Annotated in this window: 27 protein-coding genes; 2 read left to right on the top strand and 25 right to left on the bottom strand. The window is 36.7% G+C overall.

Translation table 11 applies throughout. The features are described 5' to 3' along the window. Positions 1–168: 168 nt before the first annotated feature. The 10 genes from HYU07_06190 to HYU07_06145 all read right to left on the bottom strand — a co-directional run bounded on the left by HYU07_06190 (position 169) and on the right by HYU07_06145 (position 4,989). Positions 169–1,527: a PFL family protein gene (locus HYU07_06190; protein ID MBI2129799.1), complete on the bottom strand. Its 1,359-nt coding sequence runs from the start codon at positions 1,525–1,527 to the stop codon at positions 169–171. 3 nt (positions 1,528–1,530) lie between these two features. Next, on the bottom strand, positions 1,531–1,806 hold the full coding sequence (locus HYU07_06185) for an ACT domain-containing protein (protein MBI2129798.1): 276 nt from the start codon (positions 1,804–1,806) through the stop codon (positions 1,531–1,533). A gap of 66 nt (positions 1,807–1,872) precedes the next feature. Next, complete coding sequence (locus HYU07_06180) at positions 1,873–2,376, bottom strand: hypothetical protein (GenBank protein ID MBI2129797.1); 504 nt, start codon at positions 2,374–2,376, stop codon at positions 1,873–1,875. A gap of 5 nt (positions 2,377–2,381) precedes the next feature. Continuing rightward, positions 2,382–2,924 (bottom strand): hypothetical protein, encoded by a 543-nt coding sequence (locus HYU07_06175; protein MBI2129796.1) that lies wholly within the window; start codon positions 2,922–2,924, stop codon positions 2,382–2,384. A gap of 40 nt (positions 2,925–2,964) precedes the next feature. Then, positions 2,965–3,123 carry a hypothetical protein gene (locus tag HYU07_06170; GenBank protein ID MBI2129795.1) on the bottom strand — a complete coding sequence of 53 codons (159 nt, stop codon included), beginning with the start codon at positions 3,121–3,123 and terminating at the stop codon, positions 2,965–2,967. Further along, complete coding sequence (locus tag HYU07_06165; GenBank protein ID MBI2129794.1) at positions 3,116–3,511, bottom strand: hypothetical protein; 396 nt, start codon at positions 3,509–3,511, stop codon at positions 3,116–3,118. The genes HYU07_06170 and HYU07_06165 overlap by 8 nt, the downstream gene beginning before the upstream one ends. A gap of 247 nt (positions 3,512–3,758) precedes the next feature. Further along, positions 3,759–4,151, bottom strand: coding sequence for a type II toxin-antitoxin system VapC family toxin (locus HYU07_06160; GenBank protein ID MBI2129793.1), 393 nt, complete (start codon positions 4,149–4,151; stop codon positions 3,759–3,761). Beyond that, positions 4,152–4,382: a DUF104 domain-containing protein gene (locus tag HYU07_06155; GenBank protein ID MBI2129792.1), complete on the bottom strand. Its 231-nt coding sequence runs from the start codon at positions 4,380–4,382 to the stop codon at positions 4,152–4,154. Between the two features lie 96 nt (positions 4,383–4,478). Beyond that, a complete protein-coding gene (locus HYU07_06150; GenBank protein MBI2129791.1) occupies positions 4,479–4,706 on the bottom strand; it encodes a type II toxin-antitoxin system HicA family toxin in 228 nt (75 codons plus the stop codon). A gap of 1 nt (position 4,707) precedes the next feature. Beyond that, the gene (locus HYU07_06145; protein MBI2129790.1) at positions 4,708–4,989 is read right to left on the bottom strand and encodes a type II toxin-antitoxin system HicB family antitoxin; all 282 of its coding nucleotides are present in this window, start codon (positions 4,987–4,989) and stop codon (positions 4,708–4,710) included. Between the two features lie 337 nt (positions 4,990–5,326). On the opposite strand from HYU07_06145, the gene HYU07_06140 reads away from it, so the two are divergent. Then, positions 5,327–5,962 (top strand): class I SAM-dependent methyltransferase, encoded by a 636-nt coding sequence (locus tag HYU07_06140; protein MBI2129789.1) that lies wholly within the window; start codon positions 5,327–5,329, stop codon positions 5,960–5,962. 294 nt (positions 5,963–6,256) lie between these two features. On the opposite strand, the gene HYU07_06135 is transcribed toward HYU07_06140, so the two are convergent. The 8 genes from HYU07_06135 to HYU07_06100 form a co-directional block, all read right to left on the bottom strand. Further along, a complete protein-coding gene (locus tag HYU07_06135; protein MBI2129788.1) occupies positions 6,257–7,021 on the bottom strand; it encodes a class I SAM-dependent methyltransferase in 765 nt (254 codons plus the stop codon). A 37-nt stretch (positions 7,022–7,058) separates the two neighbouring features. Continuing rightward, positions 7,059–7,511: a hypothetical protein gene (locus HYU07_06130; protein ID MBI2129787.1), complete on the bottom strand. Its 453-nt coding sequence runs from the start codon at positions 7,509–7,511 to the stop codon at positions 7,059–7,061. Positions 7,512–7,946: 435 nt separating this feature from the next. Beyond that, positions 7,947–8,198 (bottom strand): type II toxin-antitoxin system RelE/ParE family toxin, encoded by a 252-nt coding sequence (locus HYU07_06125; GenBank protein MBI2129786.1) that lies wholly within the window; start codon positions 8,196–8,198, stop codon positions 7,947–7,949. A gap of 1 nt (position 8,199) precedes the next feature. Continuing rightward, positions 8,200–8,382: a hypothetical protein gene (locus HYU07_06120; GenBank protein MBI2129785.1), complete on the bottom strand. Its 183-nt coding sequence runs from the start codon at positions 8,380–8,382 to the stop codon at positions 8,200–8,202. A 161-nt stretch (positions 8,383–8,543) separates the two neighbouring features. Further along, positions 8,544–9,338: a hypothetical protein gene (locus HYU07_06115; GenBank protein ID MBI2129784.1), complete on the bottom strand. Its 795-nt coding sequence runs from the start codon at positions 9,336–9,338 to the stop codon at positions 8,544–8,546. Beyond that, complete coding sequence (locus tag HYU07_06110) at positions 9,331–10,224, bottom strand: L-tyrosine/L-tryptophan isonitrile synthase family protein (GenBank protein ID MBI2129783.1); 894 nt, start codon at positions 10,222–10,224, stop codon at positions 9,331–9,333. The genes HYU07_06115 and HYU07_06110 overlap by 8 nt, the downstream gene beginning before the upstream one ends. Before the next feature lie 86 nt (positions 10,225–10,310). Further along, positions 10,311–10,634, bottom strand: coding sequence for a hypothetical protein (locus HYU07_06105; protein ID MBI2129782.1), 324 nt, complete (start codon positions 10,632–10,634; stop codon positions 10,311–10,313). Between the two features lie 5 nt (positions 10,635–10,639). Next, positions 10,640–11,623, bottom strand: a complete 984-nt coding sequence (locus HYU07_06100; GenBank protein ID MBI2129781.1) for a hypothetical protein — start codon at positions 11,621–11,623, stop codon at positions 10,640–10,642. 167 nt (positions 11,624–11,790) lie between these two features. Here HYU07_06100 and HYU07_06095 point away from each other — a divergent pair, with 167 nt between their 5' ends. Further along, positions 11,791–12,273 (top strand): hypothetical protein, encoded by a 483-nt coding sequence (locus HYU07_06095; GenBank protein ID MBI2129780.1) that lies wholly within the window; start codon positions 11,791–11,793, stop codon positions 12,271–12,273. Between the two features lie 92 nt (positions 12,274–12,365). Here HYU07_06095 and HYU07_06090 read toward each other — a convergent pair whose 3' ends face one another. The 7 genes from HYU07_06090 to HYU07_06060 form a co-directional block, all read right to left on the bottom strand. Next, on the bottom strand, positions 12,366–13,331 hold the full coding sequence (locus HYU07_06090) for a hypothetical protein (GenBank protein ID MBI2129779.1): 966 nt from the start codon (positions 13,329–13,331) through the stop codon (positions 12,366–12,368). 24 nt (positions 13,332–13,355) lie between these two features. Next, positions 13,356–19,703 carry a VCBS repeat-containing protein gene (locus tag HYU07_06085; protein MBI2129778.1) on the bottom strand — a complete coding sequence of 2,116 codons (6,348 nt, stop codon included), beginning with the start codon at positions 19,701–19,703 and terminating at the stop codon, positions 13,356–13,358. After that, positions 19,700–20,122: a hypothetical protein gene (locus tag HYU07_06080; protein ID MBI2129777.1), complete on the bottom strand. Its 423-nt coding sequence runs from the start codon at positions 20,120–20,122 to the stop codon at positions 19,700–19,702. Before HYU07_06080 ends, HYU07_06085 begins: the two co-directional genes overlap by 4 nt. A gap of 102 nt (positions 20,123–20,224) precedes the next feature. Continuing rightward, complete coding sequence (locus HYU07_06075) at positions 20,225–20,440, bottom strand: hypothetical protein (protein MBI2129776.1); 216 nt, start codon at positions 20,438–20,440, stop codon at positions 20,225–20,227. Next, entirely contained in the window at positions 20,437–20,991 is a 555-nt protein-coding gene (locus tag HYU07_06070) for a hypothetical protein (GenBank protein ID MBI2129775.1), read from the bottom strand. The genes HYU07_06075 and HYU07_06070 overlap by 4 nt, the downstream gene beginning before the upstream one ends. A gap of 5 nt (positions 20,992–20,996) precedes the next feature. After that, positions 20,997–22,349, bottom strand: a complete 1,353-nt coding sequence (locus tag HYU07_06065) for a hypothetical protein (protein MBI2129774.1) — start codon at positions 22,347–22,349, stop codon at positions 20,997–20,999. Between the two features lie 74 nt (positions 22,350–22,423). After that, a partial coding sequence (locus HYU07_06060) for a putative metal-binding motif-containing protein (GenBank protein MBI2129773.1) occupies positions 22,424–24,592 on the bottom strand: 2,169 nt, incomplete at its 5' end.

The raw sequence follows: 24,592 nt of genomic DNA, 5'->3' as shown, positions 1-24,592 counted from the left end.
TGGCAGTTTCCAAGCACTAGAGGGAGCTAATTGTTTCTTTAATTTATTTTTTTACCATTTCAATAGAAATGGAGTCAACTCACAAGAGTTGACTTAACCGCTGCAAAGCTTAAAATTAGAAATTCTTAAATAATGGAATATTTATTTAAAAAGAATTCGCTAAAACCTCTAATTCCTCAAGCTAGTTATCGGATTCGGCATCCTTCCGCCCCTCATGATAAAATCCTTGGAGCTGAACTTATTGACATCCATCACAGGAGCTTCTCCCAGCAATCCGCCAAACTTAACATAATCGCCTGCTTTCCTGCCGGGGACAGGGATAACTCTTACTGCAGTTGTCTTATTGTTCACAACTCCAATTGAAAGCTCGTCTGCGATTATCGCGCTTATTGTTTCAGCAGGAGTGTCGCCAGGAATTGCAAACATATCCAGGCCAACAGAGCATACAGCAGTCAATGCTTCTAATTTATCAAGCGATAAAGCCTTTGATTTTACTGCTTCTATCATTCCCAAATCTTCGCTTACAGGAATAAAAGTCCCGCTCAGACCGCCAACATTGCCGCTTGCCATTGCGCCGCCTTTCTTGACAGCATCAATAAGCAAAGCAAGGGCAGCTGTGCTGCCGTGCGCTCCTATTCTTTCAATGCCCATTGCTTCAACTATTTTTGCAACAGAATCGCCTACTGCAGTTGTTGAGGCAAGCGAAATGTCAACAATGCCGAATGGAACCTTCATTTTGCCTGCTAGTTCTCTTCCAATTAATTCGCCCGCTCTTGTTATTTTGAATGCCGTCCTTTTTATGACTTCAGAAAGCTGCGTCAAATCGCACTTTTTATTGTCTTCAACAATGCTTCTCACAACTCCTGGCCCGCTTATTCCGATGTTAAGCGAAAAATCAGGCTCGCCTATGCCATGAAACGCGCCTGCCATAAATGGATTGTCTTCAGGAGCATTTGCAAAAACAACAAGCTTTGCGCAGCCAACTCCATTCTCGCTCTTTGCAGCAATTTCCCTGATTATCGCTCCAAGCTTTATTGCAGCATTCATGTTCATTCCAGAAACTGTTGAGGCAATATTAAGGAAGGAGCACACCCTTTTTGTCCTTGACAGCGCATCAGGCAGCGAGTCAATCAAAGCTTCATCCGCTTTTGTCATTCCTTTCTGCACCAAAGCGCCAAAGCCCCCAATAAAATCTATTTCAGCATCAGCTGCAGCTTTATCAAGTGTTTCAGCCATCTTCAAGTAATTTTCTTTTGTCGGATATTGCTCCGCAAGCAAAGAAACAGGCGTTACAGAAATGCGCTTGTTGACAATAGGGATGCCGTATTTTGATTCCAGCTCCTTTGCATTTTTCACAAGAAGATTTGCATTTTTCACAATCTTTTCATAAACATTTTTTAAAAATAAGTCGAAATTTGTATTGATGCAATCTTTCAAATTTATTCCAAGCGTCACAGCCCTTATATCAAAATTATGGTGCAGGGTCATGCTTGCTGTTTCAAAAATTTCATCAACAGTTATGGTCATATTTTACACCCTGTGCATTGCCTTGAATATATTTTCATGCTGCACCTGAATCTTCAGGCCCATCTCTTCTCCAATCTTATCCAAGCCCGCTCTTACTTCATCAACGCTTATCTTAGAATCAGTTATATCCGCAAGCAAAGTCATGACAAAATAGCCGCTAATGACTTTCTGGCTTATATCTTCAATATTGACGCTGTTTTTATACAGGAAGCCGGATATATTCGCTATAATGCCCTTTTTGTCAGATCCAATAACTGTGATGAAGCAAAGCTCTTTCATAAAATCACCCTCCAAGAATTAAGTTTTTATTGCTGTGTTTATTAATTTTTCCTAAGATGGGATAAATCAGGTTCTGTACCTGTATAAATTCAAAAACCCGTCCACCTGGTTTCTTATAAGGCTGACATCGCCGAGCAGGTTCTTTTTGAATTCATCAACATACTGCTTTAAAAAGAACTTGTCAAACAGCGTCCTTATGAAAAAGAACATTGGCTTCTGCTCCCACCTGTTCTCGTAATCCGTTGTAAGATAGCCGTAGAAAACAATCTTTAATGAACCCTGGTTTAATTTGACCTTAACGCCGTTCTTCTCAACCTCAACTTCTTTGAGGTTTTCAATTATTATGCGCATCCATATTTCATTCTTTGCGTAATCTGTCACTTTCTTCCAGGGCATCATCTCAACTTCAATGAATTTGCCTTCAGGAGTAACCTTTTCAGAGTTTTTGATTTCCCTCTTGTCATAGCCCTTTTCCCTGAAAAAAGCATCAATAAGCCTGTAAAGCTCCTTAACGCTGAACAGCCCCTCATAGCCAACTTTGTTTTCAACCAGCAATTCTCTTTCAGCCATTTACCTCACCACATATCAGCATAAGTATCGCTTAATGTTTCCATCTCCAGATGTTCTTTTATTTCACTATGCAGCTTCATGGCAATATACATCAGCCTGTCACCCCATACTGCGCTCCCTATCTTGTCCCTTGTCATGAAAAAGTACTGATCCATAAATTTTCTTACATTCTCCAAAAACTTTGAGCCAGTCCATCTTTTCTGCCAATCCCACTCCATCGTGCCCCACACTTCAATATAAACCCTTGCCCTGATCATTTTCTTCTTCTTGCCGTCTTTAATAATTTCCACTTCTTTCATCTCATAGAAATGCATATAAGTCAAAATCCAATATTTCACATAATCATTCATCTTTCTCCAGCCAAACCATTCAAACTCCTCTTCTGCTCCTGCAGGGCTGGGCACTTTATGCTTGTATGTGGGCTCTTCAAAATAATAGTTTCTGTCAACATACCATCTATGCATGAGCCTGTAAAGGCCGTCCAAATCAACAATTCCGACCTTTTTTATTTTATAATGAGGAGTTTCCCATTGCGTATCTTCAGACATATTATAAATCTAAATTGATTAGTTTATATAATTTATGTTTTTATACGTCGCCCAGCCCGCCAGTTGGAAAATATGTGCCCATTTCTTCAGGCTCAGGATACCATCTCTTTAATTTAAGATAGCTCTTTACAGCATCCTGCAGCCTATATGCTTCCCTGTAAAGCTCTAATTTCAATGTTTCAGCTTCTTCTTTAAACACCCTTCCCCTGAAAATATTTCATCTCAACTTCGCCTGAATTTGTCTTGAATTTCTGGCCTTGGTGCATTACTTCAATGTCTTTTAAAAGAATTATGTGAAAGTCTATTCTTATCTGCCACTGAAAAAATTTGCTGACTCCATGTGGCGCTCTTCCACGAAAAGGGTCCTTCTCAAACCTCCAGAAAATCCATAGCTCTGTTCCGCCCTGCGCAGCCTCATTCTGCAGATATGTTTTTTCAGGAAAATCCTCATCTCTCTTAGCCCACTCCTCTTCCACCAGCCATTCATACATCATGATGTAAAGGCTCTTCATATGAAAGACATCTTTGTGCTTTATTCGCCAGTAGGCGGCATTCATTATTTCGTTTGCTGGTTTGACCTTGGCCATATCTATCAGATAATGAAGCAATACCTTTATTAAGTTTTCTTTTTTTAAATCTCCTCGCTTTAAAATAGTTACAAAATCGAAAGATTTAATTTAAGGCAGTGCAGTCATCAAAGCAGTCTGCTGTTATACTTGTCCTGTTTCCTTTGCCTTCCATGAACAGATTGAGCTTTCCGCCAACAGGCTTTACGCAGAGGAAATAAGGATAAGAAATTAAACTGCAGAACTTCCTTTTTATCGTGAGAATAAACTACCAAACGATTATCTTCAGCCCTACAATGTTTTCGAAATGTTCTTTGTTCTTGGTGATAAGCATCTCTTTATTTTTTAAAACTATTGCCGCAATAAGCACATCAATTATGCCAACCATTTTGCCTTCTTTAATTAGATCTGCAGAGATTTTACCAGAAATCTGAGGATGATAACCCAGATAAGGCAAAATTTCTATATCTTTTATAAGCTCATCAACCTGCTTCATATTTTGCTCTGGTTTGCTGGATCTGCAAACACCCTCCACTAGCTCATGTATGTTAAAAACAGTGGTTCTTAAATGCTCATCGGGGCCAATTTCTTCAAATTTTTTGACAGCATCCTTGTTTTTTCTCAACAAACCTACGAGAAAATCTGTATCCAGAACTACCATTTAAATACCTGCATTTCTTCCGATATCTTTATGCCTTCTTTTCAAGATGTCGTTAAATATGCCGTCCATTTCCTTTACATTCTCCCAAACCCCAATTAACTTTTCCATAAATGCCTTCTTTTTCAAGTGATCATGTATCACAACTGTAACCTTTGTATTTTCCTCTAGCTTGATATCATTTACAGGCAGTATCTTCCCGTTTTTGTATATGCCTTCTACTTCAGTTGCCATTTTGATTCACCTTGTTTTGAGTAAGTTATTTAACTATTTAAACCTTTCCATATCTTTACTCTCAAATGGTTACAAAACCGAAAGATTTAATAAATCTTATTTTATCTCATTCAAAAATTCTTCCCTGGTTATTTTAGCCTGCTTTAAGATGCTGATCAAAGTTCCTATTTTTATTTGATCTTTTTTTGGTACAACAACCAATAATGTTATTCCCTCCTCTTCTTTATGCAAAGAAATATGAGAGCCCTTTTGTCTCACTATAGAAAAGCCTTTCTTGGATAACAGTTTTAATACTTTATCTGAAGAAACCAATGGCAGCTTCATCTTATGCAGCTACCTTTACTGGAATTTCTGTTTTGAATATTTTTGGGACAGAAATACCCTCTTCAACATCTTTTTTAGTTAGACCCAATTTTTCAAGAATCTCATCCATGATTCCCAATTCTTTAGCACTCTCAAAATATAGCTCAACAGCTTCTTTAATATTTTTTACAGCTTCGTCTATTGTTTCTCCCTGGCTGGCTACATCTAAGTCTGTGCAAACAACAGAATAGCCGCCTTCTGGCTCTTCCTTGATCGCTACATTAAGCAATATTTGGTTTTCCATACTCATAGTAAGCTATTCTCATATTTAAACCTTTCCATATATTCACTTCCAAATGGTAAAAAACCGAAAGATTTAAATAAAAGTTCTTCTTGTAATTATTACTTATTAGTGGTATACTATATGAATGAGGTCATATCGTATGCCGCATAATTATATCAATGCGCTATAACAAAGATGACTTAAAATGTGTTAAAAGTAGAAAAGAATAAAAGTCATAAAAACTAGCTTTGTATGTAATGTCATATAATCGTCTTTAAAAATCAAATAAATATTATGTATCAACAAAAAGTCCAAATAACGGTCACTTAGATAGGATTTAAACTTAAGGGATTGAAAAATGAAACAATATGAAAAAAATATTATAAAGGATTTCTCAGAATGGTCTCCAAAATGTACACACCCTGGTGCAGGAAGTCTTGATCAAGAAAAAAGAAATAAGAAATATAGGCAATTAATAATTAGTTTGCTTAATTTAAAGAAAGGAGATAAAATCTTGGATATAGGATGCGGAACTGGAGATTTGCTTATAGATTTAGACAATAAATACAAGAATAGATTAAACTTAACAGGTATAGACATTACACCAAACTTCATCAAAGTTGCAAGAGAAAGGGTGAAGAATAGAAAAAAGATCAGAATATCAAATATGTCGCTAAATAATTTAAGATTTGGAAATAATTTGTTTGACTATGTCTTCGCAATTAGGTTACTGCACCATATTAACAATCCAAAAAAGAAGATAAAAGAGATCAATAAGGTCCTAAAAGATAAAGGCATTTTTGTTATATTTGATTGGTGTGGAGATTATAAGGTTGTGAAAAAATGGGACAAAGAACTAAGAAAAAAAGAGAGTTCTCACCAAAAGTTTTATACTTCTGAAGAAGCAAAAAAGATATTAAGAAAATCGGGCTTTTTTATTATAAACATTATTAAAAAAAGATATTTCATGATAATAATATCTGAGAATTTCTAAGAGTTGGCTGTCATGAGGCTCCTGTTATGGCAATACAAATACCTTTTTCTTAAACTTAAATCCACGAGTCCTACCAAATTTTTGTTTTCGGTGTAATTTTGGAGTTGATATAGAATTATCAATCTTCGAGGCGAAGCCGAATGTAAATGTGCGTAGCACCGGAGGTCTAAGAGTTCTTTCCATTGAGCGAACGCGATACATTAAGAACAAGTTATCAAGGGGGCAATTTGATTATCTCAAAAGCGAAGCTTCTTTTATTAACATATTTAGGTTCCATTCAGATACGTAAACTTCTTATTTTTCACCAACAAAGAAAAAGTCTTGAGAATTATTTATATATTCCTGTAATTCGGCATATTCTATTTGTATTTTAATGAACTCTTCTTCATTCTTGAGATTATTCATTTCGTATTTATCCATAAGATTAAAAATACCTAATACTTTTTTTATTTTAAAACCATTTTGAGTAAGGGAATTTCTTAACTCATCCAATGTAAACTCATGACTTATATGGCCTTTCATTTGTCCACCCCAAACAATATATCTATCTCCTGTTTTCATATTCTTTCTAAATGATTCATAATTGCCTTCTTTAAGCTCATGGGATTTACAATATATCAACCTATTATTTACTGTTGCCATCAATAATCCTCCTTTTTTGAGGATTCTATGTGCTTCTTGCATGGCTTCATTATAGTCTCCACAATAATCTAATATGGCATTTATCATTAATACAACATCAAATGACTCATCTTTAAATTCAGCCATATTAGTAATCGAATTTTTAATAAATTCTATATTTGAGTAAGATTTTAATTTATTTTTTGCTTTGTTTAACATCTCTTTAGATAGTTCTGTTAATACAATATTATGGCCTTTTTTTAATAGTGGTTCAGAAAACCTACCAGTACCTCCACCTGCATCTAGAATTTTGAGTATTTTGTTTTTTTGGAGATTGTCTATAATGAAATGTTCAACTATTCGATCACATACTCTATCGTCGTGATCGGAGTAATTAACTGCTACTTTATCGTAAAATGATTCTACTTCTTTTACCATTCTGCATACTTGTTATTTTTTAATTTATAAATGTATCTCAAATTTTATCTAATATGGCTTTTGAAATATTACAAATATTCTCTTCTAAGTTTAAGGATGAAGCATTGAAAGGTTTTAGTACATCCAATAACCATTGACTGTAAGTATCATCTTTAAGTTTATTATGAATTTCTTCAGGAGAATCTGTTAGGTAAACACACTTTTGATTGCCTTTGAGATATGAGGTAGGTCTATCAGGCACTTCAGAGTACCAAATCATTTTAAAGGGATTGTCACTTATTTTTCTAGAAAGATCAAGAATTATTCTATCAAATGGTGCTTCACTCGTTGGTCCAAGTTTATAATCAACTCCAAGAAGTTCGGCTAGATAAGTTGCTTCTGCAACCTCTAGAGGAGCATATAATGCATTAAAAGAACCATTATTCTTTCTAATACTCCTCAAGATTGTAAGTTTTTGTTTTTCTGGATCTCTGCAAAAGTCTAAAAACATATGCCTCTTTTACAAAGTAAAAGGCACTATGACTAAAGGATTGGAACTCCCCCATTATAAAAGAAAAGGAATAAATTCTTAACTTTACATGCTCTTAAGGGTAGTTGTGTTTTATGAATATCAAAAAGGAGGCTCGCCATGTTTATGTAGATTTTTTAGTTATCTTCACTCTTTAATGGTTACAAAACCGAAAGATTTAAGTCCAGCAGTGCAGTCATCTATGCAGTCTGCTGTTATTCTTGTCCTGTTGCCTTTGCCTTCCATAAAAAGATTCAATTTCCCGGCTCTTGGCTTAACGCATAAAAACGCTGTTTTTCACAGCAGGATAGCTGTCAAGCAGGCTTTTATCTGCCCTGCCCAAATCAACAAATATTGCTTTGTCTATGCAGCCTATTGGAATCGCATTCTTCTTTAGCAAAGTTTCTTTTTTATCAGCTATATTTCTCTATAATCATGTTTCCTAGGCACTATTCTCAAAAAATCTATATTGCTGCCATTCATCTCGTAGATTATCCTGAAATTGCTAACATGAATCGACCAAAAAGGATTTCCTTTGAGTTTTTTCCCGATTGGCGCTCTGTTTTCAAGCTCTAAAGTTTTATCTATGATTTGTTTTCTTATTATTTTGTCTTTAACAATCTTTTCCAGATCTTCATAGAAAGAAGGCTTATAATTAAGAATGAACATTCTATATCAGTTTCTTGGCTTTATCCAAAAAGTCTTTTTTGCTCATTGACTTTTCTGTTCTAGCCTCTTCTATCAGTTGCAGTTCTTCTCCTGAAACATCTTCAGTTAGATTATTTTCTACTAGTTTCTTGTAAAATTGAAGTTCTACATATTCCTCTCTCGGTACGCAGATGGTTGCTTCCATTTTGATTCACCTTGTTTGGAGTAAGTTATTTAACTATTTAAACCTTTCTATCCTCACTCCTAAATGGTTACAAAACCGAAAGATTTAATTTAAGGCAGTGCAGTCATCAGCACAGTCTGCTTCTATCCTTGTCCTGTTGCCTTTGCCTTCCATTTGCTTTTCTAACATAACTTGATGTAGTTTTTCATTTCAAATTCAAGTTTTTCTTTAGTGGAGCTAATTATTCTAGAAACATTAAATGATTCTATTGCATACTCAATTGTTTTGCTGGCGGATTTGATTCCTAAAAAACGCCCGCCGCCTCCCAAAAGCACACTCCCAAGCAACCCATCTATACAGGAGCTTATGAATAAAAGTCTGCCTAGTGGTTGTTCATATTTATCTTCGGTGTACCACACCCCTATTTTTTTACCATATACCTCTTTGTATTTTTTCAGGTACATTTCTGCTCTTTTCACACCTCCCAAAAAAGGGATTGTTTGTGGATGTTCTAAAGCGTAATCAACGCTTATTACTTCAGACGGAGCATCAGTTATTTTATCATAATCCACTACCCAAACCAATCTATTTCCTTGTAAATCTGCCACGCCATCTAATTTAACTAGCCTATCGAATTCCTGTTGGGGAACTCTTCCAGCATGATTAATCAATCCCAAATCTATTGCCCGTCTTATGTTTTCTTGTTCACAAAAGTAATTAGGAATATGTGCATAAACAACAACTACACTATCCTTGTTTGTTCTTCCTGTAACCTTAATGCTTGGTGTACAATACCATATCTTCCATAATCTAGCATCTTCATCAGCATTTATTCTTAAGTCAACTATAGAAGGCATAAATAGAGGCGCATATGCTTTAGATTTACATTTTAACATAGCTTTATCTGTATTAATATCATAGAATTCATTGCCTTCTAAGATGATTGCACCAATGCAGTTAGTTAATCCATTATTCATTTATGCCTTTTTTGTTTGATATTATTATGCTTGCCACTTCTCTTGGCAATATTCTGGGAAATGGTACTACATGAGTATTATGATCGCCAAAATTTGTGCTCGTCAATAAGAGAGGCCTAACTGAAGTGTTATCTTGGTATTCTATGGAAACCTGACCGCATTGAATTCTCGAATCTGAACCAGGAAATGCTCGAAAACAAAATGTTGAATTTGTAGATCTTTGGGTTAATCTAACACCCTCTAAGGTTGCTGATCCTAGTAATGACTCAGAAATTTGAATAAGTTGTTGATAAGTCAGTATTCTTAGTATAGCCTCTTTTTCAGAACATTCATAACCAAGAAAACGAATAACATTCTCATGTTCCTTAAATGTTAATTTGTAACTGTCGATTTCTTCTCTAGTAATATGCTCTATATCATATTGATCAATATTAAAAAGTTCTGATTCCACCATCATATCTACAACAGAATTCATGCCGACCTCTTTTATTAATTCTCTAAAATTAGCAGAATATTGTTCTGTTTTTTCAACAGGTACGTCATTGGCGAGTTGAGAGCATCTATTATCAATAACAAGATGAAAATTACACCCAATGGGATAAATTTCTTCTATTCTATCTGTGGCTTTCTTTATTTGATATAATATGAGTAATTCCCCCAGGCCAACATCAAAACATAATTCTGGCTTATGAAAGTCTAAACTTGCATGATAACCTCCGCCAACATCATAAAAAAATTGGATTGGCTTGTTTTGACTGATTGCCAAAGAGATGTTTTTAACTATGCCGGATTTATATTTTTCAGATAATTTCTTGCTTAAATAACAAAATTCTCTTGAAGTTAGGATTGAGAATGCTTTTTCCTCTAATTCCTTTTCTTCGATCATGAATTTTTTATAGTCAGTTTTAGGTTTGAAAGTGGACATAACCTGCTCTAGATAAGATTCCGCAACAGAATAGTCTAACTTTTGGTTTATATTTTTGAGTCCTGGCAAATTTCACACACCCTTTCCTTCAATATCCAGTTCTCTTTTTTTATGAAAATTAATTCTACAGAATTTATAGATGTTATTTTTTCAATGCCACCAATAATCTTCTCCTGAAACTCTTTAGTTCTTCTTTCTTCCAAATCATATAAAAAAATAGAAGCCTTTTCATCTGAAGTTTTCTCATCAACTTGCATATAGAATTCTATTGTATTTGGTGGTCTATTTATTAGATTTACAATTTTTGGGATGTTACTTTTTAGATAATCTGCTTTTTCCTGACTTTTTACCAAAAAAAATAGTCGCGGCATTATTTTCACCTCTTATTTTTAAAACCAACGCAAGTTATCCCTTTCTTTCTTGCATCATCGTTGAAATGCAAGTCTTCAATCAATTTTTCAACTTCAACACATGTGCTTAATGTGATGTTTTTTGTTTTTGCTGCTTTTTTAAATTTTTTTAGTTCCTCTTTTATGATTTCTTTGTCCGCATAATAACGTTTAACTTTTTTACCTCCTGGCAGAGTCCATTCTATGCTTTCTGAAGTTTCATTACCGTAGATTTTTTTCAATATGTTTCCGTAACCTCGTAATTGTTTACATAGCCGTTCAAGGCACATTTCTGATAATTTCAATAAATGCACTGAAATGTGGTCTACTTCAATATCAGCATACCTATCAATGACTGATTGTGTATATCCTTCAATAGAAAATGGAAGGAAAGGCGCAGCAATGCCTGCTGTTTGGATTCCATTCTCTGCACAAAATTTTCCAAACGCCATTCTTTCCTCAATAGGTGGCGTGTTCGGCTCAAGAATTGCCCTATATTCCTCATTTGGCAAACCAGCAGAGATTATAATCTGAACAAGATCTTTTGCTTGAATCAATTTTTCTTGAACATCTTTTCGCGGAATGCCTGATTTTGTTAAAATGTAAAATTCTGTTCTGGCCTTAATGAAAACATCGAACATTCGTTGTGTAACGCCAGAGTCTATTAAAGCATTGCAAAAGGCATCGCTCTTTGGCGTAAAATTAAATATTAAGCCATTTGTATTTCTGTTCTCAGCAATAAACTGTTCGAGGTACTTCGGATAATCCATGAATACTTTTACAGGCATATGTCGTAATTCGCTTTCTTGGCCATACATAGAACAATACGTGCAACCAAAATCACAGCCTATTGCAGGATTTACTTCATATACTTTAAAACAGCCAGCTGTTTGTCGAAGCGAGGTTATAGCTTCCTTTCCCTGATCGCCAAATACAGGCACATAATCTGCTTCTTTATTTATCGATCTCATGGTATCTCTGCCCCCATTCACATTTTACTCAGTAATCAATTTAGCTATTTAAACCTTTCCATATATTCACTCTCAAATGGTTACAAAACCGAAAGATTTAAATATAAGGCAGTATTTGTAATAGATACTTTATTGATTTAAAACAAATTTACAAGGAGGCAATAAAAATGAACAGACTTTATAAAGGATTTTTAGGTTTAATTGGTGGTTTAAGTTTGGGATATGCGGTAACAACAACTGCTGTCAAAGCAGAAAGCAATGGCGGGGACTTTCCAAATGGAGTTGATGTTTTAAGTGTGGCTGGTGAAGATTCTGGAACTATGGATACCGGAGTAGGGAAAACCATTGACAAGCAATTTGAAGAAAATGGATTGATGGGCATTGTAGGGGGAGTATTATCTTTTCCTTTCCGTGTTATACCGGAAACTCTTTATGGCTTGACAAATAAGCTTGAAGACTGGGATAATTACAAGACAAAAGGCGTATTAAAAATAGGCGAATATGTCATAGGAACAGTCATCGACGAAGCAAAAGGAGCATGGGAAAATAAATTAGAGACCATTGCAACAGTAGGAACTGGAATCGTCATTAAGAACTCCAATAATGGCGGAGCAGCAAATAAGAGTGGTGGATCTGGCGGCGGTATTTAACTTTTTATTTTTCTTATTTTCACCAATTTCTATTTAATTAATTTTAAAATCATTGCAATAGGCAAAAACACATGTACTAATATATTTGTTATCTATTTTTCAGTCAACTCTTCCAAAACAAATCTGTATTTCTTTCCTATTGTCAGGCTTTCTGCATACAAGCCATTATCGTCCTCAAACATTCTCCATACCGGCTTGTCATCCTTGTTGAAAGTGATGTCGCCTGTCTTGAACTCTGTAGCTTTGATTGCTCCTGCTACCTGCAGTTTTTCTGTTGGGTTTGCAGTTCCAACACCTAAATTACCATTAGCTGTTAATCTCATTTTCTCAACTGCATTGGTCCTAAAAGTAAAATCATTATTGTCACCAGTTCCAAACCCATAAGCGCCGCCATAGAGATAAATGTAGCCTCCGTCAACCCTGATTGCTTCTGTTCCTGATGGAGTCTTTGCAACCCTAAGCACAACTTCATCCCCGCCTACGACGTGCAACTTATTGCCGGGACTTGTTGTTCCAATGCCAATGCTGCCTGTGCTGTAATAAACACTAGAGCCGCTTGTTGTCCACTGACTGCTGCCTCCGGAAGGCCATGATGTTCTGCAATCAGTTCCAATGCATAACCCAGTTCCCTTGATATTGCCGGCAACCTCTAATTTTTCTGTTGGGCTTACAGTTCCAATGCCTAAATTGCCGTTTCTTGCTATCCTCATCTTCTCTATTTTGTTTACCCTAAAAGTAAACTCACTATTGTCTCCAGTCCCAAATCCGTAATCGCCGCCATAAAGATAGATGTATCCTCCTTCCACGCTGACGGCTTCAGTGCCGCTTGGATACTTCTGCACCCGCAGTACAACCTCATCACCGCCAACAACATGCAGCTTATTACCGGGGCTGGTTGTTCCTATCCCTATTCTGTTAGCCAATAAATCCTGGCTGACATCCAAGTTTCCGGCCTTAAAAATGATGTCTCCTGCGCTGATCAGCAATGCTGAGGCCAGCATTAAAATGGCTACAAACAATATTTTTATTTTGTTTTTCATGTTTGATGTTTTTTTCATTTTTATTGCCTCCAAATATTTTTATTAACCTGTACTTAATGTTCCTTTAAGGAGTATATTGCCTGATTCATCAATAAATGCAACTACTTGGTCATTGCCATCTTTTATTATGAAATTGTAATCTGTTGGGATTAAACTGTTTTGTTTTTCAAATAAAGTGCCACGAATATACATCTTGCCGTTAATTAAGTCTATTATTGCAACATCATTGCCGTTTCTGTTTTGAAATCTGAATTCATCATTGTTTGTTGCCGTATAACCTGAGATTTGCTGTAAGGTTCCTTTTAGCCATAAATTACCCAAAACATCAAATCTGGCTACAGCATTGCCAAAGTTGTCTTTGAGGCTGAATTGTTCTATAGTCATATTTTGATATATGGTGCTGGCAGGGGCATGCACAGGGCTTCCGCTATAGAGGAACAAGATATTGTGATATTTTGAGACTAATTTGATTATATTGCCAATGCTGTCATAATTGTATGTAATGTTGAATTCTTCTTCTGTAATCTTTGAAACATTTTGCGGAATGCTACTTTTATTTTCAACATAAATCCGCGTATCATCATAATAGCTCGTTTGTGTATCGGCATGATAACTGAACCATGCTGAAACTTTATCGCAATAAATCGAATTGCTTGTATGACAATCCTTGTGCAATATAGCTGTGCCATTTATCCAAATGCTACAATCCCCGACATTGGTAGCAGAGTTGCTTAAGTTTACTTGGAATTTAATCTGCCACCATTTGTCCTGACACCCATAAACGCCTAAATCAATGGAATTGGAGCCATCATAAAAATACCACTTGTTATTTGCATCACAGCTAAATTCATAACATTTTCCCTGCAAAGGATAACTTGAAGCATCTGAAAATCCATAATACCAATTGCCCCTTGGAAGTATTTTTGTTTCTAGTGTTATGACTCCTGCATTTTGAGCTGTAAAATTCATATAAGTATCGTAAAGGTTTCCACCGGATCTGCTGACTGCCAAGGAATAACTTCCATTTACCGGAGTTGGCGAAGCGCTTGAAAGGCTTGCTGACAACATTCCGCCTTTGAACCAATTTGCTAAGCTATTGCTTGTTTCAAAATCAGATTGAAATAATTGGGATGATGATGTGCTTGTTAATGATGCTGTGCCAGAATAACTTTCAGCACCAGTTAACCTATCTAATTCATCATACCGGAATGAACTTGTTTTATTATGCACATAATCTGCTATTTTAACTACGTTGCCAATATAATCATAGCTATAAGACAAATCTTGAATATTGCTTGTAGTTAACCTTGCCAACCTATGATTATTTTGATCATATTGAAAATTAGTTGTTAAACCATTATTGTAAACTTTTTGTATGGGCTGGTCCAGTTCATTGTAGTCTATGTCTGACAGGATGTTGTTGATTGACTTAAGCTGGCCTTGCGCATCATAAGAATAGCTTATTGTGGAACTATCTGGCAAGGTTTTTGATATAAGCCTGTCCATTGCATCATAAGAGTAAGATGTGCTGAATGTTGTTCCGTCGATTATTTTTTGCTCGCTTACGAGCCTCATTCTTTGGTTATAATTAAAGCTTGCATCCAATACTGGCGAACTTATTCTTGAAATTGCTCCGATTGTTCCAGAATCATAATAATAATTTATTGTTTCAGCAGGTGCGCTCTTTATAGTTAACCTGTCTAGCTCATCATACTGCAATGAGATTGAATTGCCTTTGCTGTCTGTTTGGCTGATCAGATTGCCGTTTTGGTCATATCTGTAGCTCCATGTTCCCAAATCAGGATCCTGAAGCTGGGTTTTTCTGCCAAGGGAATCATAAGCATATTTTATCTTGTTGTTTTTGCTATCTGTTATTTCCTTCAGATTGCCTAATGAGTCATAAGCGTAATATGTTGTATATATCTCACCATTATTGTACTCTTTGACAAATATTATATTGCCGTATGCATCATAAGCAAAGTCTTTCCTGTTGCTGTTTTCGTCATAAATGTAAGTATTCCAATGATCATATGTTGTTGTTTTGGCTGTATTGTCTGGGTTTGTTATTTTGGTTATCCTGCTTAATGTGCCATAAGTGTAGCTTATCTTTTTAGCATCAGTTGAAGGCGAAGTGTAGCCTGCGCTGGAAAGATAAGGATTTGTTTCTTCTTTCAATCTTAGCATTGAATCGTATGTTTTGTCCTGCGTGATTAGCTGCGAAGAGTCAGATTCTTTTTTAGTCTGAACAATATTTCCGAAGCCGTCATAATAATTGTAAGCGTCATATGTTTTTGATGTTCCGCTTTCCTCCCTTTGCATAACTTTTGTTTCTTCAGGAGCTGTTCCGTCAATGCTGTACTGGATCTGTGTTGTAGGATAAGTTGAGCTGTCATAAGGCAGTATTTCTTTTGTTTTTCTTCCGAATACATCATACACATATTCTGTTTTGTAGCTGTTTGGATCAGTAAAAGATAATAAGTTTCCTGTTCCTGCATCATAGCTGTAGCTGGCTTGATGGCCTTTTGCATTTGTGGCTTTTGTTAAGAATGTGTTTGTAGAATCATAGCTGTAAGATGTTGTATAGCCTCTCGGATTTGTATAGCTTACAACATTTCCGTATTGATCATAGCTGTAGCTTTCCAGTAAATTTGACCCTGTATTCAGCCAGTCTGTCCTGTATGTCAGATCGCCTTTGCTTGGAGCTTGGTCATAATCCTTATTGTCATATCTGAACCAGCTTTCAGAAACTTTGTTTTGATTGTTATCCAGCAGATATGTGTGCTTTGGATTGCCGATGATCCAGTCATTTGTGTTGTAAAGGTATTCATTGTAAATGTATTTTTCATCACCTGTTGTTGAAGTATCTCCTAAATAAAATGTTTTTATGATGTTGCCGTAAGAATCGTAGCTGAATTCTGTTTTTACTGTTTTCGGATTGGCTGAATTGCCCTCATAAGTGTAGTCTGTGGTTGAAGCTAATTTTACAGAGTAATAGCCTCCTTTGTCTTCTGATGCGATTTCATTTTCAGCTTTTTTGTAAGGATTGTTATTTTTATCGAATATTTCACTTTTGTATTCAAGACCCTTGCTTGCTTTATCCTGGTTGAACCAATGCTTTGCAACAGTTCCGTCTGGCAATGTTTCCTGCACATAATTGAAGCCGCGGAATTCCTTATCATTTGGCTCGTATAAGCCTCCAGAATAATCATAGCTCGTTGTTGAGATTATCTGGCTGCTGCTCAGGCCATTGTTCTGTGTTATTGAGCTTACAACCCATCCGCTGAATCCAAGATCGTTTATGCCGTCGCCATGTGTGCTGTCTAACTCGGCTATTTTTTTATAGTCAAGTGTAATAGTGCCTCCAAGCCCGTTTTTTATTGCTGTCAAAAGATATGCTTTTGCAGCATTGTTTGTGTATGTTTTTCTGTTGCTCGAATCAGTGGCTTTTATCAGGTCAGGCATTCCGTCTCCATTGATGTCGTCTATTGCAGAGCCAATGCCTTTTAATGTTATGTCGCTTGGAATTGTCCAGCTATTATCCTGAGCCCAGCCTTTGCCTGTGTTGATCCAGACTGTTCTTGTCGAACCGTCGCTTTTTACAATGTCAGGGAGGCTGTCGCCGTTTATGTCTACAAGAATAGTGCCTGTATCTTCGCCATTATTTGTAAATGAAATTCCAGATGGGATAAGCCAGCTATCATCTTGCAGCCATCCTTTTCCTGTATTGACCCACGTTATTCTTGTTGAGCCGTCTCCCTTAATCAGATCAGGCAGGCCATCACCATTGACATCAGCTATTCTTACGCCCCTGTCTTTCCTGTCAGATAAGCTGATGAAATGCATATCAGACGGAAGAGTCCAGCTAGCATCTTCATTCCAGGCAGTTCCTGTGTTTATCCAAGTTCTTCTCTCAGCATCTGTGCCTTTCATCACGTCTGTCTTTCCATCACTATTGACATCTACTGCTCTTACACCCGTATCTTGATAATCATAAGGTGAAAAGGTGCATTGCTGATTGGCATATTGCATCGAGGTATCATATTGTGTAACCCTGTAATTTCCATAACCAAAATAATCATTATCTTTAACCATAGAACTTGAGCATCCTGGTTCGTTGTCATCAAGAGCGTCCCATAAGTTGCCGTTATAGTCCTTATAAATGCCCAAAACTACAAAAGCGCTTGTTCTTTCACTGGCACAACCATACCCGCATTGCGATTTACCCCAGTTGCTGCATGATCCATATGAGGGTGCGCAGTAAATTGTATACGTGCCTGCTTCATCACAAATCACATAATTGAAGCCATCCCAATCTCCTGCATTTGAGCCGCTTTGGTCTGGAACAGTATCGGTGTCGTATTTTGAAAGGTATCTGTAACGCCAATATGAATTATCTGCATAACCGATATAGCCATTTGAACCATCGCCAGGGACTGTTTGCAGCCATGTGGATGAAGTCTTGCTTCCTGCAAAACCAATTCCTGCATATGCGTCAAGGTCTCTTCCAGTACAATCTCGGTCATAATCGCCAGAATAATAAGCATCGTCCGTGTACAGGTCATAACATTCAGAATCGTCACTTTGCGTTTTTGAGCTGCCTGTATATTCAAACTTATAGCATTTGTTTGCTTGCGGATAAAAATAAGTTCCAGTATCCTCCTCATCATAGTCATTATCATTCCATTCAGGATATGTTGTGTCTGTAAAAACAACTGTTCCTGCGCCAGAACATAAAGCAACCATACAAGTTCTTGTGCAAGTAGTTCCAGAGCAACTTATACCTCCATCAGTATAACCTGAAGGGCAATAAGAAGGCGTGCATGATGTTGTTACAACATTTCTTTCTGTAAAGCTGATGCCAGCAGGCATTGAAGTGCTGCCTTGAACCCAGCCATTTCCTTTATTGAAAACTAACCTGCCGACACCGGCTGAACCGCCAAGCATCTGCAGCATATCTGCCCTCGTATCGCCGTTTATGTCTACGAGCCTGACACCTTGGTCCTGCCCCAAGTCATTTACAAAGCCTTCTGAAATAGGATTGCTCTGTGTTTGCTTTGAACTCCATCCATTTTTACTGTTCATCCAGTATTCAAAATTTCCTGAATTGTACATTTTTGAGATATCGCTGAAGCCGTCTCCGTTTATGTCTAAAATTCTGACTCCCATATCTTTATCGCTTCCAAAATAAGCTTCAGAAGGCACAGCCCAAGAGATGCTTTCAGCCCATCCTGTATTAGGAACATTATATTCAAATCCAACAGGCGGCAGTTCTGAAACGCCATCGCTGCCTTGCTGCCTTATCTTTTTCAGGAATTTTTTGTAATCTATTGTGTCATAATCGAAGATATATTTTCTCACAAGCTTGTTACTGTTTTTTACTTCTATGTTATTCAATAAGGCAGTTTGTTTTATTTTTGTCCCGTATGAATAGCCGTCAAAACCATTTTGGGCATTGAAATTATAATTAAACATAATTGTATTTGCACCATTATTGTAAGTTATAGTGTTTAGGTATGTTGCTTGGTCAGGCGAAGGATTTTCAAGATAATTATAGCTTATTGTATTGCCGTGCGTGTCTGTTTCCGAGTCAAGATGCCATGCGCTTACATAGCTTTCCTGATTTGAAACAAGCTCTGAGTCTGCATTATATCCGAACCTGTAGGTTGTTCCGTCTTTTGCCTTGACTGTCCAATATTCGCCTTTCTGATTGCTTCCACCAGTTTCTTTCTTAATGTATAGGTAGCTTTCGATTTCTGTGTGGTATCTGTTTTCTGAGGGAACATAAACTAATTCTAAATTCATTCCATTTAAATGCAGGATAAACTTGTCATCAGATGTGTCGGATCTTGTGTATTTTATATCGCGGTAGATGAAATCTTGGCTTAAGCCCCAACCGCTTCCCAAGATGCCTCTTGATCCTGATTGATGGTGGTTGTAGCTTAGCGTTATGCTTGGTTCCAAGCCATTGACTCCTGGCGGAACTTCAAGGCCGAAGCTGTAAGTTGCAGAGCCTGTAAATAAGTCAGTGTAATACTGGCCTTTTGGCTCGAATTTGTTTAATGTGTTTGCAATTGAGATGCCTTTTTGAGCATTGCTAATCACAGTTGGCTGAGTAGCAGATGCTATGCTTGCTGATGTGATTTCCGCAACTGCTTGAGTTTGAACTTCGCTGCCAAATATGCTGAAATCAAAAGCGCCAGTATTTTCTTCAGTAGTTGTTAGAGGAGGGTCGGTGCCATCTGAATAATGCACAATATCGGTGACCTCATTATTAAGATCGTTGGCTTTTTCAACAGCAGCTGTTTCCTGTGCGAAAGAGACCGATGTAGATACAACTAACAAAATTACGAGGATTGCAAATATTCTGTTTATGCTAATTTTTAGTTTCATTTTTGGATTTTTATATATTTGCGATAAACAAAAACAGCTTTTGTTCCTTTTATAAAATAAAACAAAAAGAAAATATGTACTGCTATTCCCGATATTACTACACTATATTTTTCTACACTAAAATTGCTAATAAACGGCATTATAAATAAAGAAAGTGTATCTATCACATAAATTATCAATAAGGCTATTGCACAAAATCTGTTCTTGAAGTAAATACCTATGCTCAACAGCAAAATAATTACTGCGCCAAATGTGTTAATAATCTGTGCTGTAATGTCCAAAGGACCAAATAACAAAGGCGTTACAAAAAATGTAGCAACTAAAGTTAAGATGGCTATGAAGATCCCTAAATAACTGGTTCCTTTTATAATCTCGACAACTTCATCCTTTCTGATTCTGAAGCTAACCAGATCTCTCATTTTCCACTTGTCTTTATCTTTTATCGTTTTATTTTGCATTTTCTAGTTTTTTTATTTTTTCTAATGCTTCTTCAATAACTTGCCTTAGTCTATCATCTCCTATCAAAACATCATATCCTGCCCTTTTTTCTTATTTGGCTCGTAAATATCAAGATATCCCCACAAGTTTTCAATTATATTGAATTCTTTGGCATTTTGAGGTTTCAAAGTCTCATCATAGAGATATTTGCTAAATGCTTTGTAAAATTCATTACCTATTAAGCTACCTTTCAAATATTTTTCCAATAATTCTTTGAATGTTTGCAAGTAGTGGCTCATTTTAATCTGAATTTCTTCATTTGTTCTTTGCTTAATTGTTTTTCTTTTTTCTCAACATATTGTTTTTGTTTATCTAAAAATATTACAAAATCGTGGTGGTTTATACATATAGTCCATTGAAAAGATTCATCAAAAACATAAATATCGCCTAGCCCTGTTTCACCTAAAATATAGTTCAGATTCTTATATTCAAAAACCGCTATCCTAATGTCATCAGTCACAGGCAACATTAAGAAAATTTTATGTTGATGTAAAAAATTAAATTTTTCAATAAGTTTACTTACAACATCAATGCTTTTTTTAGGTTCTACCAATTCAGAAAATATTTCAGAATCATCATTAAAAACGTCCCAATACATGCTCAAATCCCAATCTTTCTCAGAACCGTGCTTTAGAAAAGATTTAACAAATTTTTTCCTTAATTTCAGAGATTTGTTTTTATTCAAAATGGATATACCTTTAATTTTTTCTCTTTCCACCCATATTTTTAATTCATCATTCCTTCTTACGAGATGTCTTCCGACTCTCATGAATTTTATTTTATTTGTCATTTTAATCATTCCCATAAATATTTTTCATACTCATCCAGATTTCTCACCGCTTTAGGATTTATATCTAAAATGTTGTGGCCCCTGATTCCTTCACCGATATTTCGTTTTCCAGCAGTTTCCCAACCAACATGAGGTTTAACAGGACCTTGGTTTATGTGACCTACATCTACATTGACCTTAGCACCTTCAGCATTTTTCCATTCAACTGGCAATTCTTTTCCATTTTTTCCAAGCTCTATTCGCGATACGTCACGTTTTTGGTCAATTCCTGTTTTTTTGAACGCGTCATCTAGTGCGCCTTTAACATTATCGCCATACGCCATATCATTGGCCGTTCTTGTGTATTTTCTTCCATTTTTTCCAATGTCCACTATTTTACCGCCCTCTTTCATTGTTTTAACAGCATCGTTCGCTTTATCGGCGGCTTTGAATAATTTTTTAACATCTTTTACCTTGTCGGCGGCTCTTACAACCTTCACAACATCATCAGTCTTTGAAGCAACTTTTATCGCTAATCCAGCGCCAGTTACAAATGGAATAAAAAGAGCAGCTACATCGGCTCCTAAAGCACCCCAATTGGTTAAGGATTTTGGTTTCCATATTATGTCCCAAATATCCCACCCTATAAAACCAACATCCAAAAACGTATCCACAATATTTCCACTCGGATCCGTATACTTCACCGGATTATTTCTAGCATAAGAATATCTATTCAGTGACTGCGGATCATAAACATTTTGGATTACTATGTCTGGCTGCGTGAACTTCATCAATGCAGGAGAATAGTATCTTGCCCCATAATAATAAAGACCAGTTGGATCTTTTTCCTTGCCTGTGAATGTAAATCTGCTCTCGCCGCCTTCGAGGACAGCTCCAAATGGCTCGTAGCTTGTTTCCTCAACAACATCCCCATTCTGATCAGTTACAATATTTGTGCTTCCAAGATGGTCGGGATGATAGTAATATTTCTTTCCATCCGGATCCTGCCTTGCGATTAACTGGCCGTTACTATAATGATATTTTGTATCAAATGTTCCAGAGCTGTTTACAACCCTTATGAAATTCTCATCAACATAATACGTAATTGTTGCTTCTTCATCATAAGTTATTTTTTTTATTCTGTCTCCATTATAGTCATAGGCATATTCTTCAAGAATTCTGCCGTTTTGGTTGTTTTCCCTTACTCTTGCCAGTTGATTAAAGGAATTGTACTCGTAGTATTTGTCTGTATCCTGGATTAAGTTTCCATTTGCATCATAAGAAAGGCTGAAAGAGGTTTCTATAGAGACAGCTACAGGCAGCATTAAAACCAGGCTTATCAACAACAGGCTGATCAGTTTTTTGAACGTTTTGCCCACCTGTTTTGGACTCAATAGGGTTTGACTATTTAAATGTTTTGCTTTTGTAACTGTTGAGAAGTAAAATGAACGACTTAGGGGTTATGCCACGAACCAACAACATCCATGGATTGTTCTACATAAACAAGATTCATATGGTCATCTGTTCCCCAGTATTTTAGAGTGAATTTCTCTGATGAATAAGACGTATAAAAGTTATCACTCCATGTATAAGCTCCATTTGCATTGATTCTATAATTGACTGTTGCTGAATTACAACCCCCACTTTGAAAACATAATTGTCCTTGTGTTAATGTAACACCAACACCCTTAGTTTCCATAAAGGTTCTTGTATGATAATAATAATGATAAGGGTTATTAAATTGGTAATTGATGTTACTGAATCCCAAACTCAACTCCGCAACTGCATTTGCACAGCTACCACCAGAACATGTCTGCCCAGTGCCGCAACTACCGCAATTCAAATTTGCAGTACCGCTGCAGCCATCTGACCAACTGCCGCAGTTATAGCCAAGAGAAGAGCAACTCTGAGGAGTGCATGTTTGCTGTGTTACACAACCCCCATTCCCATCGCATGTTCCTCCTGTGCATGGTGTTGTTGCCGGATAATTTGCTATGCTTCCAAGAGTTGTTCCTGTGCAGCCAGCTATATATTGGCATTGGCTTGGATTCAATGTTTGCGAGGATGCTATTGTTGGAGAAGAACAGATGCAAGAGGTGCATGTGCCAGGGGCAGTGCAGGAATCATAGCAGTTAGGATAGCCGTAATAATTGCACACGTTGCCAGAAAGGCTGTAATAGTTATTAGACGAGCAGTCTCTTGTTCCGCAAGAACTCACTAATAATGTGCAGGCTGGCCACTGGCCATTTGAGCATGTTTGAATGCCAGTACAGGGAGTAGCTCCGCATTCATGGCTTACAGTGCCTGTGCAATCGCAGCCATCATTATTAAGGTTATCGCAGTTGTCATCAATATCATTATTGCAATTCTCTGCCTGATTAGGATGAATATTTGCATTATTGTCATTACAGTCTGCAATGCTCTGCCTTTCTTTGCAATCTGAAGGGCGGCTGCAGCCAGTGGCTATTCCTGAAATGCTATCTGCCCTATATGCATCTCCATCATTATCTGCATTATAGCAGTCATATGTATTCTGTGCATCTGCTCCATCGCAATTCTGGTCTATTCCATCGCATGGACTGTCTGTTTTTCCAGAGTTAATTGAATTGTCATTGTCATTGCAGTCCTCCCCGGAAGGGCAATTTCTTCCATAGCCATCTAAATCATTATCTAAGCAAGCTCCGCTGTCAAGAACCCTTACTGTCATTCCAGCTGGAACCGAATTAGCAGAGTCTGATGCTGTGAATGAAACTTCTGTTTCTGTTACAGGATTGCTTCCGCTTACTGTTGCTTCATTATTTGAGGTATATGCGCTTACATAACTATTTCCAAGTGCATTATAAGTTAAAACACTATTATCAGGATCCTTAAAATACTCATCAAGATTTATAGAAAGAGGAGGGTCGCCTAAAAACAATGTTGTATAAGGCAGCTCTTTCGAAAGATACGGTCCATAATTCGGAGCACTCAATATTCCCATTCCTGATATCAGCTCTTTGCAGTAATCCGACAGTTCGATCTTCAAAATATAAGTTATTGTTTCTTCCTTGCCTTTATTCATTTCATTGAAATGCCACATTATAAGAGGATCTGCCTTTATTTTGTAATAATCAGGAAGAACGCTTTCAAGATAGGCATTAAGGTCGTCAATGCATTCCTTCGGCATATACTCGATATATTTTACATTATCCAATTTATCTTTTGCATTTATTGTTATTTCAACCTTTGTAAAGTTCTCCTTGAATCTGCAGAACTTTCTTTTGACTTCAATCTTATCTGATGCTTCTGTTACAGTTTCGCCTATTGAAGCAGCATCAGTCTTAATCTTCTCAACATCTTTGGCAGTCACAACAGCAGCAGTGCAGTCATCAATGCAGTCTGCTGTTATCCTTGTCCTGTTTCCTTTGCCTTCCATAAACAGATTCAATTTACCAGCCCTTGGCTTGACGCATAAAAAGTAAGGATAGCCCGCCTCAATATTCCCTGCTTCAAAAGATTTCACTATCCTGTCTCCTTTAAGAAGAAAAACATTTGCCTTAGACCCTTCAACGCTGTTTTTCACAGCAGGATAGCTGTCAAGCAGGCTTTTATCTGCCCTGCCCAAATCAACAAATATTGCTTT

Source organism: Candidatus Woesearchaeota archaeon, assembly GCA_016180285.1.
Taxonomy (GTDB): Archaea; Nanobdellota; Nanobdellia; order Woesearchaeales; family JACPBO01; genus JACPBO01.
This window is presented reverse-complemented; position numbering and strand designations above follow the sequence as displayed.

Bases quoted from the DNA above. Each gene is read 5' to 3' on its own strand.
- HYU07_06100 (MBI2129781.1), bottom strand. From the start codon at position 11,623: ATGAGATCGATAAATAAAGAAGCAGATTATGTGCCTGTATTTGGCGAT.
- HYU07_06140 (MBI2129789.1), top strand. From the start codon at position 5,327: ATGAAACAATATGAAAAAAATATTATAAAGGATTTCTCAGAATGGTCT.
- HYU07_06165 (MBI2129794.1), bottom strand. From the start codon at position 3,511: ATGGCCAAGGTCAAACCAGCAAACGAAATAATGAATGCCGCCTACTGG.
- HYU07_06120 (MBI2129785.1), bottom strand. From the start codon at position 8,382: ATGGAAGCAACCATCTGCGTACCGAGAGAGGAATATGTAGAACTTCAA.
- HYU07_06075 (MBI2129776.1), bottom strand. From the start codon at position 20,440: ATGAGCCACTACTTGCAAACATTCAAAGAATTATTGGAAAAATATTTG.
- HYU07_06130 (MBI2129787.1), bottom strand. From the start codon at position 7,511: ATGTTTTTAGACTTTTGCAGAGATCCAGAAAAACAAAAACTTACAATC.
- HYU07_06125 (MBI2129786.1), bottom strand. From the start codon at position 8,198: ATGTTCATTCTTAATTATAAGCCTTCTTTCTATGAAGATCTGGAAAAG.
- HYU07_06090 (MBI2129779.1), bottom strand. From the start codon at position 13,331: ATGAAAAAAACATCAAACATGAAAAACAAAATAAAAATATTGTTTGTA.
- HYU07_06105 (MBI2129782.1), bottom strand. From the start codon at position 10,634: ATGCCGCGACTATTTTTTTTGGTAAAAAGTCAGGAAAAAGCAGATTAT.
- HYU07_06110 (MBI2129783.1), bottom strand. From the start codon at position 10,224: ATGATCGAAGAAAAGGAATTAGAGGAAAAAGCATTCTCAATCCTAACT.
- HYU07_06095 (MBI2129780.1), top strand. From the start codon at position 11,791: ATGAACAGACTTTATAAAGGATTTTTAGGTTTAATTGGTGGTTTAAGT.
- HYU07_06155 (MBI2129792.1), bottom strand. From the start codon at position 4,382: ATGGCAACTGAAGTAGAAGGCATATACAAAAACGGGAAGATACTGCCT.
- HYU07_06180 (MBI2129797.1), bottom strand. From the start codon at position 2,376: ATGGCTGAAAGAGAATTGCTGGTTGAAAACAAAGTTGGCTATGAGGGG.
- HYU07_06145 (MBI2129790.1), bottom strand. From the start codon at position 4,989: ATGGAAAACCAAATATTGCTTAATGTAGCGATCAAGGAAGAGCCAGAA.
- HYU07_06185 (MBI2129798.1), bottom strand. From the start codon at position 1,806: ATGAAAGAGCTTTGCTTCATCACAGTTATTGGATCTGACAAAAAGGGC.
- HYU07_06135 (MBI2129788.1), bottom strand. From the start codon at position 7,021: ATGGTAAAAGAAGTAGAATCATTTTACGATAAAGTAGCAGTTAATTAC.
- HYU07_06160 (MBI2129793.1), bottom strand. From the start codon at position 4,151: ATGGTAGTTCTGGATACAGATTTTCTCGTAGGTTTGTTGAGAAAAAAC.
- HYU07_06085 (MBI2129778.1), bottom strand. From the start codon at position 19,703: ATGAAACTAAAAATTAGCATAAACAGAATATTTGCAATCCTCGTAATT.
- HYU07_06070 (MBI2129775.1), bottom strand. From the start codon at position 20,991: ATGACAAATAAAATAAAATTCATGAGAGTCGGAAGACATCTCGTAAGA.
- HYU07_06080 (MBI2129777.1), bottom strand. From the start codon at position 20,122: ATGAGAGATCTGGTTAGCTTCAGAATCAGAAAGGATGAAGTTGTCGAG.
- HYU07_06190 (MBI2129799.1), bottom strand. From the start codon at position 1,527: ATGACCATAACTGTTGATGAAATTTTTGAAACAGCAAGCATGACCCTG.
- HYU07_06115 (MBI2129784.1), bottom strand. From the start codon at position 9,338: ATGAATAATGGATTAACTAACTGCATTGGTGCAATCATCTTAGAAGGC.
- HYU07_06150 (MBI2129791.1), bottom strand. From the start codon at position 4,706: ATGAAGCTGCCATTGGTTTCTTCAGATAAAGTATTAAAACTGTTATCC.
- HYU07_06175 (MBI2129796.1), bottom strand. From the start codon at position 2,924: ATGTCTGAAGATACGCAATGGGAAACTCCTCATTATAAAATAAAAAAG.